Annotated in this window: 9 protein-coding genes and 1 pseudogene; 3 read left to right on the top strand and 7 right to left on the bottom strand. The window is 73.6% G+C overall.

What is annotated here, in order from left to right; all coding sequences use genetic code 11:
* Positions 1–111: 111 nt before the first annotated feature.
* Positions 112–2,556: a SpoIIE family protein phosphatase gene (locus ACFVGY_RS04180; protein WP_385670633.1), complete on the bottom strand. Its 2,445-nt coding sequence runs from the start codon at positions 2,554–2,556 to the stop codon at positions 112–114.
* A 663-nt stretch (positions 2,557–3,219) separates the two neighbouring features.
* Between ACFVGY_RS04180 and ACFVGY_RS04175 the strand changes: the two genes are divergently transcribed.
* On the top strand, positions 3,220–4,272 hold the full coding sequence (locus ACFVGY_RS04175) for an ArsR/SmtB family transcription factor (protein WP_385670630.1): 1,053 nt from the start codon (positions 3,220–3,222) through the stop codon (positions 4,270–4,272).
* 539 nt (positions 4,273–4,811) lie between these two features.
* Here the strand turns inward: ACFVGY_RS04175 and ACFVGY_RS04170 are convergent.
* A pseudogene (locus tag ACFVGY_RS04170) lies at positions 4,812–6,098 on the bottom strand (DUF6777 domain-containing protein); the annotation flags it as partial.
* A 502-nt stretch (positions 6,099–6,600) separates the two neighbouring features.
* On the opposite strand from ACFVGY_RS04170, the gene ACFVGY_RS04165 reads away from it, so the two are divergent.
* Both ACFVGY_RS04165 and ACFVGY_RS04160 read left to right on the top strand, forming a co-directional pair.
* A complete protein-coding gene (locus ACFVGY_RS04165; protein WP_385670628.1) occupies positions 6,601–6,963 on the top strand; it encodes a DUF1304 domain-containing protein in 363 nt (120 codons plus the stop codon).
* The gene (locus tag ACFVGY_RS04160) at positions 6,960–7,526 is read left to right on the top strand and encodes a TetR/AcrR family transcriptional regulator (protein ID WP_385670625.1); all 567 of its coding nucleotides are present in this window, start codon (positions 6,960–6,962) and stop codon (positions 7,524–7,526) included. Before ACFVGY_RS04165 ends, ACFVGY_RS04160 begins: the two co-directional genes overlap by 4 nt.
* 432 nt (positions 7,527–7,958) lie before the next feature.
* On the opposite strand, the gene ACFVGY_RS04155 is transcribed toward ACFVGY_RS04160, so the two are convergent.
* From ACFVGY_RS04155 to ACFVGY_RS04135, 5 genes are all read right to left on the bottom strand, one after another.
* Positions 7,959–8,312, bottom strand: coding sequence for a UBP-type zinc finger domain-containing protein (locus ACFVGY_RS04155; protein ID WP_385670623.1), 354 nt, complete (start codon positions 8,310–8,312; stop codon positions 7,959–7,961).
* On the bottom strand, positions 8,309–9,817 hold the full coding sequence (locus ACFVGY_RS04150; protein WP_385670620.1) for an ATP-binding protein: 1,509 nt from the start codon (positions 9,815–9,817) through the stop codon (positions 8,309–8,311). Before ACFVGY_RS04150 ends, ACFVGY_RS04155 begins: the two co-directional genes overlap by 4 nt.
* Before the next feature lie 10 nt (positions 9,818–9,827).
* On the bottom strand, positions 9,828–11,504 hold the full coding sequence (locus tag ACFVGY_RS04145) for an FAD-dependent oxidoreductase (RefSeq protein WP_385670617.1): 1,677 nt from the start codon (positions 11,502–11,504) through the stop codon (positions 9,828–9,830).
* 226 nt (positions 11,505–11,730) lie between these two features.
* Positions 11,731–13,161, bottom strand: a complete 1,431-nt coding sequence (locus tag ACFVGY_RS04140) for a hypothetical protein (protein WP_385670614.1) — start codon at positions 13,159–13,161, stop codon at positions 11,731–11,733.
* A 5-nt stretch (positions 13,162–13,166) separates the two neighbouring features.
* Positions 13,167–13,917, bottom strand: a 751-nt coding sequence (locus tag ACFVGY_RS04135; protein WP_385670611.1) for a hypothetical protein, incomplete at its 5' end; no start/stop codon positions are given.

Below are 13,917 nucleotides of genomic sequence, written 5' to 3'. Positions count from 1 at the left end.
GATCTATACCTGAATGTCGGTATTTGTCCCTGCTCAAAAGACTGACCGCGCGACGTCATGGCGCTGTCCGTCGACTGTCACAGGCGTGTCACAGGGACCGCCCGTCTCGTTTCAGAACCCGACGAGGGACTGCTCGGCCCAGATGGTCTTGCCGATGGGGGCGGGCCGGGTGCCCCAGCGCTGGGCGAGCTGGGCGACCAGCAGCAGCCCCCGCCCTCCCTCGTCGAAGGTCCGGGCCCGCCGCATGTGCGGGGCGGTGCTGCTCGAATCGGAGACTTCGCAGATCAGCGTGCTGTTCTGGTGGATCAGCCGCAGCTGGATCGGCGGCTGGCCGTACCGGATGGCATTGGTGACCAGCTCGCTGACGAGCAGCTCGGTGACGAACGAGGCCTCCTCCAGCCCCCAGGCCGTCAGCTGGTCCGTGGTGTACCGGCGGGCCTGGCTGACGACGGACGGGTCGGGGGACAGGTCCCAGACGACGACCTGGTCGGCGTGCAGCGCCCGGGTCCGGGCGACGAGCAGGGCGACGTCGTCATCGGGAGGGTGGGTCAGCAAAGCCGTCAGCACCCGGTCGCAGACCGTGTCCAGCGTGGACGCCGGCCGGTAGAGCGCGGCGAGCATGCCGTCCAGGGCGTCGTCGATGTCGCGGTCGCGGGCCTGGAGCAGCCCGTCGGTGTACAGGGCGATGATGCTGCCCTCGGGAAGCTCCGCCTCGGCCGTCTCGAAGGGCAGTCCCCCCAGCCCCAGCGGTGGACCGGCCGGTACGTCGATCAGGTACACGGAGCCCTCCGGGGAGACCACGGCCGGCGGGGGATGGCCGGCCCGGGCGAGGGTGCAACGGCGGGTCACCGGGTCGTACACCACGTACAGGCAGGTGGTGCCGATGCCCCCGGCGGCCTCCCCGCCGGGGTCCTGTTCGCCCTCGTCCGCGGACAGGTGGATGATCAGGTCGTCGAGGTGGGTGAGCAGCTCGTCGGGCGGCAGGTCGACGTCGGCCAGGGTGCGGACGGCGGTGCGCAGCCGGCCCATGGTGGCGGCCGCCCGCATGCCGTGGCCGACGACGTCGCCCACGACCAGGGCCACCCGCGCACCGGAGAGCGGGATCACGTCGAACCAGTCGCCGCCCACCCCGGCCTCGGTGCCGGCGGGTAGGTAGCGGGAGGCGATTTCGAGCGCCGCCTGCTCGGGCAGCGTGTGCGGGAGCAGACTGCGCTGCAGGGTCATGGTGGTGGTGTGCTCGCGGGGCTGCCGGCCCGCGCCGTGGATGCCGGCGGCCGCCCGCTGCGCGAGTTCCCCGGCCAGCCACAGGTCCTCCGGCTGGAAGGGCTCCCGGTGCAGCTGACGCCCGAAGAGGGCGACGCCGAGCGTGGTGTCTGCGGTCCGCAGCGGCACCACCATCATCGAATGGGTTCCGTACTCGCCGATCCACGCGGCCCCGGCGTCCTGCTCAGCCCACCGGGCGACGGCCGGGTCGCCCGCCCCGTACACGGCGCCGCGGCCCGCGACCAGGCACTCGGCGGGTGGCGACAGCGGCGGGTAGACGGTCGTCTCGCCGACCGAGACCCCGGACTCCGGGCCACCTTCGAGCACCGACCGCACCGCGGTACGGGAGACGGTGACCGGCCCCGCGCCCGGTCTGGGGGCGGGCTCGTCGCCGTGCGGGAGGGGTTCGAGCAGGTCGACGGCGGCGAAGTCGGCGAGCCGGGGGACGGCGACGTCGACCAGCTCCTGCGCGGTGCGGGCGCTGTCCAGGCTCGTGCCGATGCGGGCGGCGACGTCGCCCGGCAGGTGCATGTGCTCCCGTACGCCCTCTGCGGTCCCGGACCGGTCGTGCGCGGCCAGGCAGACGGCCCGCACCCGGCCGTCCGGGTCCCGCAACGGGGCCAGCGAAGCCGCCCAGCCGTGTTCCGAACCCGTAGCGGTGGGACGGATGAAGGCGTCCACGTACTGCGCCTCGCCCGTCTCCAGCACCAGGCGCATCCGCCGCTCGGTCTCGTCGCTCACGGGATCCGGGGCGATCTCCGGCAGTCGCAGGCCGCGCATCTCGGCCTCGGTGAGGGACAGCGTGCGCTCCATGCCGTCGTTCGCCCGCACCAGCCGCAGCTCCGCATCGAAGATCGCCAGGAAGCAGGGGGACTGGGTGAACGCCCACTCCTTCAGCTCCTTCAGCGTCTCGCCCGCGGGCGCGGCGGGCCCGCCCGGCACGGCGGAGACCACGAACCACTTGGCGGTCCCGCCGCTGGACGTCCAGCGGTGCGCGAGCAGCCCCGGCTCCAGCCGCCGGCCGTCCCGGTGCCGCAGCCCGACCGTGCCGCTCCACCGCTCCTGGCCGGGCGTGATCCGGCGCGCCGTGTCGGCGACGGCGTCGGCCAGCAGCCGATCGGCGGGCAGCCCCACGACCTCGGAGGACACGTAGCCGAGCAGTCGGGTGGCACCCTCGCTCCACTCCGTCACGATGCACTGCTCGTTGATGGTGGCCGTGGCCGTGTACGCCCGCTGGGGGGAGGCGTCCGGCTCCTCCGGCCGCTCACCGGGAGAGGTGGGAAGTTGCTCCATCGCCGCTCACTCGCCCTCGCTCGTTCCGCTACCGCTGTCCCACGGGAAACTGCACGGCCAGAGGCCCCACAGACAAGCATGATCCAGCGGGGCAGGGAGCACCAACGCAGTCCTGTCCGCACCGTCCCCGGGAGCGCGGCCGCGGCTGCGCGAGGACCAGGGCGAGGGCCGCGCGGCCCGCCCGCCGCACCATCGCGCGGCGCCGCCCCGTACGGCCGCGACGGCGGCGGCGCGGCCGGATCCGGAGGGCGGGTCGTCGTATCCCCGGATCTCCAGCCGGGCCGGTGGCCCCCGCCCCGCCGTCGTCCCGGTCAGGCGTTGCCCGACAGGGGCCGGTACGGCAGTCCCGAGAACGGGATGTCCGGCGGGCCCGGCCCGGTCGGCCCCGCTTCCGGTGTCCGGCGGGCCCGCCCCACCCCCGTCGGGTCGGGCCCGCCGGACGCCGTGCGCGGGGCCGGGGGCGGCGGACACGAGCAGCCCGGACCCCCCGCCCGGCGCGTGCCGTGTCGCCCCGGAAACGATCCTGCAACCGTGGCCCCGCCCGGGCCCAGTCCTTTCGGCCAGGGCCGAAGTGCCTGACGCAAAGGCCTCTTGGGCCGGGCCGGGGAAGCGGGGAGGATGTCAGCCCCGACCCCGCCCAGGAGGCCGCCAGGAGGTCATCCCGTGCTGCGCATCGTGTTCACGTCCGAGGACCTCGCCAGGACGCGGATCGCGTCGACCTGGGGGCCGCTCGGGGAGACGCTCCTTTCCCTGACGACCTTGCAGCAGACACAGGAGCGGGCGCTGTTCGACGCGTGGCGCCGGAAGGTCGACGCGACGTCGGCCGCTCGCGCGCACCCCGCCTCCGCCCTCTTCCACGAGGCATACCTGGATCTGTTCACCGTCACCGGGGCGGCCACCACCCTTGAGGAGGGCCTCGAAGCCCTGCGCGCGGCGCGGGCGGACCACGTGCACAGCGAACTCGTCGGAGCCGTGGGCGTCCGGGCCCGCTACACGCGCTGCACGGGTCCCTGGCAGGGCACCGCATGGGGCGACATCGCGTACGACCGCAGGGATCGCGAGGAGCTGCTGGCCTACCTCCAGGACGCCCACCGCTCCGCAGTGGCGCCGTACTGGCCGCGGATCCTGTCCCGGCTGCAGGCCGAGCAGGCCGCGCACGCCCGGGTCCTCGCCGAGCACGGGGTCGAGGCGATGCTCGCCGGGCTGCCGCCCGGATTCCGCTGGCGGTCCCCGGTGCTGGAGGTCGGCCGGGGAGCGCTCACCGGCACCGTCGAGCTGGGCGGCAGGGGCCTGCTGCTCGTCCCCTCGGCCTTCAGCCGGACCGGACCCGCCACCTACACCAGCGAGGTCGACGGCCAGGCTCCCACCGTCCTGTTCGTGCCCGTCATCCGCAGCGTCGCCGACGCCGCCGCGCTGCTGACCACGCCCGAGCGCGGGCTGGACAAGGCCCTCACCGCCCTCCTGGGCCGCACCCGCGCCCACGCCCTCGACGCGATCGGCCGGGGGCCCTGCACCACCGGTCAGCTGGCCGAGCGGATCTCCGCGTCGCCGCCCACCGCCAGCGAGCAGGCCACCGTCCTGCGCCAGGCCGGCCTCATCACCACCACCCGCCACGGCAGCGCGGTCATGCACGCGCTCACCCCGCTGGGCCGCGCACTGCTCAACGGCCACCACTTCCGGGCCGCGCCCATCGGAGCCACCACGCCGGAACCGTAGCCGGCCTCCCCTGCGGCGCACGGCCGTGCCTCGTCGAGCGGTAGAGCCACGGCTTCGCGCCACAGCCGCGCCCCCAGTGCTCCGGGAGGAGCTGGTACGACACCGCGGTCCGCCCGTCACGCGCCGGCTCGACGACTGACCAGCGCCTCCGCCGGAGAGGTCACCGCCTCCCCGACGTCCGGTGTTGCGCGCGGCTATTGCTGGTTCCCGTTGCCGGGCGGCTCGTTGCCGGGCGGCTGGTCCCCGGGCGGCTGGTCCCCAGGCGGCTGGTCCTGGTCCCCGGGCGGCTCGTTGCCGGGTGGCTGGTTGCCGGGAGGTTCGTCCCCGGACGGGGGCGCCGGAGGCTCGGGGCCGACGGGCTCTGTCACCCGGGGCGCAGGCCCGACGCTCTCGGGCACCGGGACATCGGCCGTCACGGGTGCGTCCGGCGTGACCGGTGCGGCAGGCGTCGCGGGTTCGGCCGGGGACGCGGGCGGCGGCACCGTCGCGGCGGTCTGGGGCGCAGCCGGCGACTCGCTCCCGGGCTGTTTGGTCACCGGGGGCGCGGATGCCGGGCTCTCGGGCGCTGCCGGGGTTTTGCTCTCGGGCCGTTTCGTCACGGGCGGCGGAGAGGCGGGGGATTTTGGTGCCGGGGACTCGGTCCCGGGCTGCTTCGTCACCGGGGGCGGCGAAGCCGGGGATTTGGACGCGGGGGGCTTGCTGGCCGGCGTCAGGGTGGCCGGAGGCTTGGTGCCCGGGGTTGCGGTCGTGGGGGGCTTGGTGCCCGGGGACAGCGTGGCCGGGGACCGGGTACCCGGCGACAGGGTCGCGGGGAACCTGGTCTGCGGCGACTTCCCCGGCGGCAGCGGCAGCGGCCAGTGCCTCCACGGCGGCCTGGTCTTCGAGTCGCGGCGGCCGTGGTCACCCGAGTGACGGGCGATCCAGGTCCCGTTCTTCGCGTCGTGGATGACGAAGACCTTGATCACCGTGGGCGCGCGGTTGACGACCACGACGTTCTGCGGCTGATAGCCGGACCAGGTGGTTCCCGTCTGCTTGGGCGTACCCCTCTGGGCGACCGCCCGGGCCAGTGGGTTGCCGCAGGCGCAGCGCACCTTCGGTTCGCCGTTGCCGTCGACGAGGACGGCCGTGCCGGACTGGAGCACCGACTGGTAGTTGGTGGAGGTGCCGTTCTTGTAGCCGTGGTTGGTGACGCGCGTGTCCGAGCGCAGCTGCAGGGGCGTCAGCGACCGCAGATATCCGGGGACCGCGGACGGCTGGATGTTCAGCGAGGAGGCGAAGGCGCTGTTCCTGCTCGTATCGGCGGTCACGTAGCGGATCTGCCGCTCCACATCGCAGGCCGGGCTGTTGCGGGTCCCGCCGTACAGGCCGGGTTCGGCTCCGGACACGCTGCGGATGGCATGGGCCTGGGTGGGTGGGTCGACCGGCGCGGCCGCCGGCAGTGCCTTGCTCGTGTTCGCCGTCGACGGGGTGAACGGGTCCGGCCCGGCCGTGCTCGCGGGCTGCAGGATGACCTCGCCGGCCTGGGCGGGTCCGCCGGCCGGGCGAGTGAGGACGACGGCCAGGACGACGGCGACGGTGATGCCGCTGGTGACCGCCGCGATCCGCGGCACGGACCGCCACCAGGGGTGTCCCCCCTCGCCAGGCTGCCGCTCGGGGCCACCAGGGCCACCGGGGCCACCGGGGCCGCCGGGGCCACTTGGCCCGCCCGGTCCGCCGCGGGACGGCGGAGGTGGGGGCGGAGGCTCTGACGGCCGGCCGGAAGGGCGGCCGGAGAGGGGCCCGGAGGGCGGGCCCGTGGGACGCTCTGACCGCGGTTCGGAACTCACGTTCTCCCCTTCCCGCCGGGATGTGGGATCCGCGCAACTCGAAAGCGTGTGACGGCTTCAGGGCCGTTCGGACCTGGTTTCACCCTGTCAGCCCTCATTGTGAGCGCCGGTACGGCCGGATCCGCAAGCCGAACCCGTCCGCCCCACTGGCCCCAGCGCACTCGGCACAACCACCGCCCCCGCGCAACTCAAGGCCCGCCCCGCCCACCTGACCCGCCGACGTGGTGAGCGGCGGGCGGAGGGGCCGCCACGACCGGACACGGGGAGGCAGGCACTGGTGCCGAGCGCGCTCCGCCCACCAGAGGCGGCCAATCGGGTGATGTCGCCGCTCCGGGGCCGCTGCCGGAAGCACCACCGGGCCGCCGCGCATCGCCGGGGTTCGCCTCGGTGAGGTGCCTCGTGACGTTGACTTCCTGGACGGGTGTCCATATATTCAAGACATCTGTCCAGGAATAGGTTCGAGTCTTCGCGCTCTGCGCGATACGGGGGAGTGGCCAAGCCGATGGAGACGACTGCGACCGTGCTGGTGGGCCTGGTGGCCCTGTTGCACGGGTACTTCCTGGTGCTGGAGATGTTTCTGTGGGAGCGCGCGCCCGGGCGCGAACTCTCCGGCTTCGACGCGGACCTGGCCCGGGCCACTGCCCCACTCGCCGCCAACCAGGGCCTCTACAACGGCTTCCTGGCGGGCGGCCTGGTCTGGGGCCTGTTCGCCGAAGCCCCGACCGGGTTCCAGGTCCGGGTCTTCTTCCTCGTCTGCGTGGTGGTCGCCGGTCTCTACGGCGGCTTCACCGCCAACCGCCGCATCCTGATCGCGCAGGCACTGCCCGGCGCCCTGGCGCTCGCCGCGGTTCTGCTGGCCGGGTGACCGTCGTGCCGGAGGACCCCCGAACCGAACGGACCCGCGCCAAGCTGCGCCAGGCCCTGCTGGAAGAGTGCGCGAGCGGCCCGTTGGACAAAGTGAGCGTGGCCGCCCTGGCCCGCCGGGCCGGGGTCGGCCGGGCCACGTTCTACGTCCACTACGCCGATCTGGAGGCGCTCGCCGTCGAGGCCTGCGCCGAGATCGTCCGGGAGGCCGTCGACGCCCTGCACGCCTGGCGCGGCGTCCCTGACCCGGCGAGCCCGCCACCCGCCCTGGTCGACTTCTTCGACCGGCTTCCCCGGCACACCGGGCTCTACCGGGAGTTGCTCCGTCCCGGCGGCGGCGGTCCACTCGGCCGGGTCCTGCACCGCGATCTGCGCGCCCGCAGCCGGGCCGAGCGTGCACTGGCCGGCGCGCCCGAGCCCGAGCTGGTCGCATCGGCCGTGGCCGCCGCCTTCGCCGGGGTGTTCGCCGACTGGCTGCACGGCCTCATCGAGGCGACCCCGGCCGAGATCGCCGGGCGGATCTGGCGCCTGCTGATCGGGCTTCACCGCACACCGCTGCCCTGACGGGTCCTGACGGGCCATCGGACTGCCGTACGAGGGTGCCACCCTCGCCGGCGTTCGGCACCCGCCTGTTGACGGACACGGAATACGTGCCGCGGCGTCGCAGCCCGGAAGCACCTCCCGCCGCTGCTGGTGCTCCGCCCGGCCGGCCCGGCGGCGACACGTTCGACGGCGTCTCCGTCCTCGTCGACGCCGGGCGGCGAAGGCCCACGCCGGAGGAGGCCCAGCGACTGGACTCGGTCTGGGAGCAGGTGACCCGGCGTGCGGGGGTGGACCGGGAGACCTACCAGCTGTGGATCCAGGAGCGCACCGAGCTGAACCGGGCAGCCGTCGGGCGGCGGCCGTCTCGTGGCCAGGGCCGCGCACACGAACAGTGGGCCTGCCGCCCAGGGACGGGGGCGACCGGGACCTGCTGTCGGGGCCGGGCCCGGGCCCTCAGCGGTGGAGCAGGTTCGCCCAGTCCTGCGGGACCCGGTCGGCAGGTCCCGGGGCGGGCTGGTCGGCCGGGTGGTCGGCCGGCGGGGCCAGTTCGGGTCCGGACTCGTACAGGGTGCCGGCGGTGTAGTCCCAGTACCACTGCTCGCCCGGCTCGAAGCTCTGCACCAGGGGATGTCCGGTGGACTTCCAGTGGGCGGTGGCGTGGCGGCCCGGCGAGGAGTCGCAGCAGCCGATGTGGCCGCACTGGGCGCAGCGCCGCAGGTGGAACCACCAACCGCCCACCGCGTCGCACTCTGCGCAGCCGCTGCCACTGGGCGGCACGCTCGGGTCGATCCCGTTGATCTCGGTCATACCGGCTCCTCGGCGGTCTCGGTTTCGGACTCGGCTTCGGTCTCGGTCTCGGTCTCGGTCTCGGTTTCGGTTTCGGGGGCGGTGAGCGGCAGCAGCACCTGGAACCGGGTGTCGCCGGGGACGGACTCGACCTGGAGGCTGCCGTGGTGCTTGTTGACGACGATCCGCCAGGAGATGTCGAGGCCGAGACCGGTGCCCTCACCGACCGGCTTGGTGGTGAAGAAGGGGTCGAAGATGCGGCTGCGGATGTCCTCGGGGATCCCGGGACCGGTGTCGCGGAACTCCACCAGCAACCGGTCGCCCTCCCGGGCCGTGCGGACCGTCAGGGTGCCGTCGCCGCCGCCGGTGCTCCCGATGGCGGCCACCGCGTTGTCGATGAGGTTGGTCCACACCTGGTTGAGCTCCGCCGGGTAGGCCGGTACCTCGGGGAGGGACCGGTCGTAGTCCTTGACCACCCGCACCCGCGGGCCGATCTTGCCGGACAGCATCAGCAGGGTGCTGTCGAGGAGTTCGTGGACGTCGACGTCGCGGTGCGGGGCGCGGTCGAGCTGCGCGTACTGCTTGGCCGCGTCCACCAGGTGGGAGATGCGGGTGGCGGAGTCGTCGATCTCGTCCATCAGCAGCTCGGTCTCGACCGTGTAGTTGAGCCAGCCGATCGCCCCCGGCAGGATGTCCTCGGCCACGGTCGCCGCGACCTGCTCCAGCCAGTCCGTGTCCAGCCCGGCCTGGACGAACGTGGGTGCGATCCGCCACCCCTCGGGGATGCCGTGGTCGTCGAGCCAGTCGGCGAGCTCGTCCTCCCGGTCGGAGGCTTCCAGGGGGCTCAGCGCCGGGGCCTTGGCGACCCGTTCGGCGGTGCGTTCCTGGATCTCGATGAGGTCGGCGAGGGCCTCCCGGGAGTAGGGGCCCTGGGCGATGACCGCCAGTTTGTGCCGCATCTTGCCGACCCGCTCGCGCAGTGCCGCGGTGGCGCGGACTGCGGCCGCCGCAGGGTTGTTGAGTTCGTGGGTGAGCCCGGCGGACAGCGAGCCGAGCGCCAGCAGGCGTTCCCGGTGCCCGATGGCCCGCTGGGTGTTCTTGGCGCCGAAGAAGAGCCCCTCCAGCAGGTGCGCCGCCATCGGGAACCACTCCTGCATGATGTCCGCGAACGCCTGCGCCGACAGGACGAAGAAGCGGCTGGGCTCGGTCACCCGCATGGAGTTGACGTAGGTCTGCGGCACCCGGTCGCCCAGGTACGCCTGCATGGCACCCGCGTACACCCCGCGCTGCGAGGTGCGGCTGACCTCCACGTCGTCGCCGCCGACCCGCCGGTACAGCACGACCGTGCCCTCGATCATCACGTAGAAGCAGGTGGCCGGGTCGCCCTCGGTGTACACCGGACCGGGGTCGAACCGTTCCACCCGTCCCTCGGTGCACAGTCGGCCGAGCTGTTCCGGGGAGAGCTTCTCGAACAGGAACAGCGAGCCGATCTCGTGCGGGTCGCAGGACATGGCCCGCGCGTTCATGACTGCCCGCTCATGACTGCTCCAGGTAGCGGTGGACGAGCATCACGGCCATGGCGCCCTCACCCACGGCGGACGCGACGCGCTTCGCGGACTGGGCGCGCGCGTCGCCCGCCACGAACACGCCGGGAACGTTGGTCTCCAAGTGGTAGGGCTGCCGGTCCAGTTCCCATTCGGCCGGCGGGCGACCGTCCGGCGTGAGGTCCGGGCCGGCCAGGATGAAGCCGTCCCCGTCCCGCAACACCGTCCCCTCCAGCCAGTCGGTGAGCGGGGCCGCACCGATGAAGACGAACATCCACTGGCAGTCGACGACTTCGGTGGTGCCCGTCGCGGCGTCCCGCAGGGTCAGCCGCTCCAGGTGCTCCTCGCCGTGCGCCGCCTCCACCACGGTCCGGGACCGCACGGTGATGTTGGGCGCCTCCTCGATCTGCTGGATCAGGTAGTGCGACATCGACGCCGTCAGGGACTCCCCGCGCACCAGCAGCGTCACCGACTTCGCCCCCCGCGCCAGGTACACCGCCGCCTGCCCGGCGGAGTTCGCGCCGCCGACGACGTACACGTCCTGGCCCTCGCAGGACGAGGCCTCGGTGAGGGAGGAGCCGTAGTACACCCCGCGGCCCGTCAGGTCGTCGCAGCCCGGCGCCCCCAGCTGCCGGTACGACACGCCGGTCGCCAGGATGACGCTGTGTGCGGCGACCGCCGAGCCGTCGGAGAAGCGCACGACGCGTGCCGCGCCGTTGACCTCCAACCCCGTGACCTCGCGCGCGGTGAGGATCTCGGCACCGAAGCGGCTCGCCTGGCGGCGGGCGCGATCCGTGAGCTGTGCACCGGACACGCCGTCCGGGAAGCCGAGGTAGTTCTCGATGCGGGAGCTCTGGCCGGCCTGCCCACCGGTCGCCGACCGCTCGACCAGTACGGTCCGCAGCCCCTCGGAGGCCCCGTACACGGCCGAGCCGAGCCCGGCCGGGCCGCCGCCGATGACGACGAGGTCGTAGAACTCGGCTTCCGGCGTGGTCGCGAGTCCCACGCGGGCGGCCAGTTCGGGCGCCTCCGGCTCGATCAGCGCGGTGCCGTCCGGCGTGACCACCAGGGGCAGCCGCAGGTCGTCGGCCCCGGCCGCCTCCAGCAGCCGCCGTCCCTCGGGCTCGTCGGACGAGTACCAGCGGTACGGCACCTGGTTGCGGGCCAGGAACTCGCGCACCCGCGACGAACGGGCCGACCAGCGGTGCCCTACCACCTTGGTGGCGGGTACCGGCCGGTAGTCGCTGGAGCGCCAGGCGGCGAGGAGGTCGTCCAGCACGGGGTAGAGCTTCTCCTCCGGCGGATCCCACGGCTTGAGCAGGTAGTGGTCGAGGTCGACGACGTTGATCGCGTCGATGGCCGCATTGGTGTCGGCGTACGCGGTCAGCAGCACCCGCCGCGCCCCCGGGTACACGCCCAGGGCCTGTTCGAGGAACTCGATGCCGTTCATCTGCGGCATGCGGTAGTCGGCGAGGATCACGGCCACCAGGTCGCCCCGCAGCTTCAGCTCGCGCAGCGCCTCCAAGGCCGACCCGCCCGACTCGGCCCGTACGATCCGGTACCCGCCGCCGTAGCGGCGCCGCAGGTCGCGGGCTATGGCGCGGGAGACTCCCGGGTCGTCGTCCACCGTCAGGATGACGGTCCGCGCTGCGTCAGTGGCCTGTGCCATGCTGTTCCGCCCTGCATGCTCCGGACGGCCGGCCCGGCGGGCTGCCCGCGCCGGCTCCCGCCCATCGTATGTGCGATCGCCCGCAACCGCTCCGGCACGCTCCGGCATGCTCCGGCCCGGGCGGCCCCGCGCGCACAGGGTGACCCGTCGCTCACGCGGTCGTGGGGGGGCTCCGCGGGGCCCACGCGCTCGGAACGCGGCCCCGTGCATGTGGCTCTTCGTGACCTCAGGAGCACAGTACGTGCACCAGGGACTCCAGGGCGGTGTTGTCGAGTGCGGTGCGGTGGGCGAGTTTGTTGCGGGACGTCCACAGGGTACGTAGCCGGTCGGCCTCCGGCTGGGTCAGCCGTACGTGGCCCTGCACGTGGGCGCGCCACATCGCTCCGAGTTCCATTTCGGCCCGCCGGCCGTAGAGCGCGGCGAGTTCGGTCCCGGGGAGGCGTGACCGGACCCGGATCACCTCGGTGAACTGCTCACGGGCCTCGTCGAGCAGGGGCAACAGGGCGTGGTTCTGGGCCAGCCAGACACGGGTGCGCACGCTGTGCTCCTGTTCGGCACCGCCGTCGGGGCGGCGGCGCAGCCGCCCGTCCCACCTGTCGAGCGTGCCCGCGTTCCATTCGTGGCGCAGGGAGGCGTTCGGATGGAGCAGGGCTGAGGTCGGCTCCGTCCTGCGCGGGCCGGGCACGGGGATCCGGTCGGGTACCGGTCCGGCCGTGAGCCGCCGCAACTGCGCGGGAAGGCCGTCCGGGAGTCCGTCCCACTCGACCGCCAGTTGCTCGGCCAGGTCGAGGAAGGGACCGCACACTTCGACCACGGTGGCCTGTGCCACCGCTTCGAGGAGCTGGTGTCGGGCGGCCGGACCGGACGGGCGGGGCCGGGCCATGGCCACCACGGTGGCGGTGTCCAGCCGGCCGAGGGCACCCCACCACCAGTGCACCCCGACGTCCTCGCGTGCGATCTGCTCCGGCAGTTCCACGGGCAGCCCCGTTGACGCGGCCAGCACCAGCAGCCGCGGGCGTCGTCCCGGAGGCAGGCCGGCCGCCTTGACCGTGGCGGACAGCCGCCGAAGCAGGTCGGTCGCAGCGGTCGGAGCCGGTTCCTGCCAACCGCGCACCACGATCACCCGGGTCGCGGCGGGGCCGTCCGGAGCGGCGGTGAGCCTTTCGAGGAGTCCCTCGATCCCCGTGTGCCCCCGGTCCTGGTCGGAGGCCGAGTCGCCGAGTTCCTTGACGATCCGGTCGGCCAGGGCGTGGAAGCCGGGCTCCTCCCGCTGGACGTCCGGTGCCGGGGCCGCGCGGGACCGCGGAACCGCCGCGCTCCTCGTCCGCACGGCCGAGAAGGCGGACAGCCCGTCGTCGTAGTCCAGGATCGGGTCCGTGCCGCCCCACGGGTCCGAGGGCGCGGGAGGCGGTGGGGCCGGGGTAAGGCTTCCCGCCGCCGTACCGTCGCCGGATGCGGGTACGAGGACGAAGTCGGCCAGTTCGTGGAGCAACTCGTCCAGCAGGGCTTCGGCAGCGGCCGGTGCACCGGTCGACCGGGCCTGCGGGAACAGGCAGAGGCAGCTCCTTCCCGACCGGAGGTCACCCAGCAGCCGCCGCATCCACAACCGCACTCCGGGCAGCGTGGTCACCGGGGTCCCGGAGGGCGCGTGGGACACGGGCGTCACGAGGGTTCCGACAGGACCTGGAGTGCCCGGAAGGTGATCCGGTCCAGCGAGCAGCCCTCCGGTCCGTCGTCCAGCACACCGTGGTCGAGCAGCCGGCCCACGAGCGATCCGACTTCCTCGATCCGCATCCCGGTGACCGACGCGATGTCGGCGTAGGCGCATCCCTCGCCCGGTTCCACGTACTGGCTCCACTCGGTCAGCACCTCTGTCAGACGGGTGTCGAGCCCGACCCGCTCCAGGTGCACGCGTGCGAAGTCGCGCCGCCCGATGAAGTCCCGGGCGTCCTCCAGCGCCGCTTCGAGCGTGGAGCCCTCCCAGGTGATGCGGTGCACGGTCCGCTCCAGCAGGTGGGGCCAGCCACCGGTGAGTTCGATGACCCGCCGCCGCTTGTCCGGGGTGTCGAACGGGCACTCCGGCCAGGCGCGCAGACCGTCCGCGGTCCACCGTTCGGGACGCACCACGCAGGTGATGAGTTCGTCCTTCTGACCGAGCTCGGCCGGGTCGACCAGGAGGACGGCCGTCCGATGGGGCACTCCGCCCTCCGGCAAGGAGGTGTGGGCGTGCAGGGTCTTCGCCCAGTCGGCGACCTCGGCGGACCCGCGACCCCGGACGTCCGCCAGGATCAGGAACGGTCGGCCGTCCGCGTCCTCCGTCAGCGCCTGGGGCAGGGCTCCGGGGGCCGCCTCCCGGAAGTCCAGTCCCCGGGCGGGGGGGGTAGAAACACACCCCCGCGAGAACCACGCCCGG

This window comes from Streptomyces sp. NPDC127106 (assembly GCF_042677605.1).
Lineage (GTDB): Bacteria > Actinomycetota > Actinomycetes > Streptomycetales > Streptomycetaceae > Streptomyces.
This window is presented reverse-complemented; position numbering and strand designations above follow the sequence as displayed.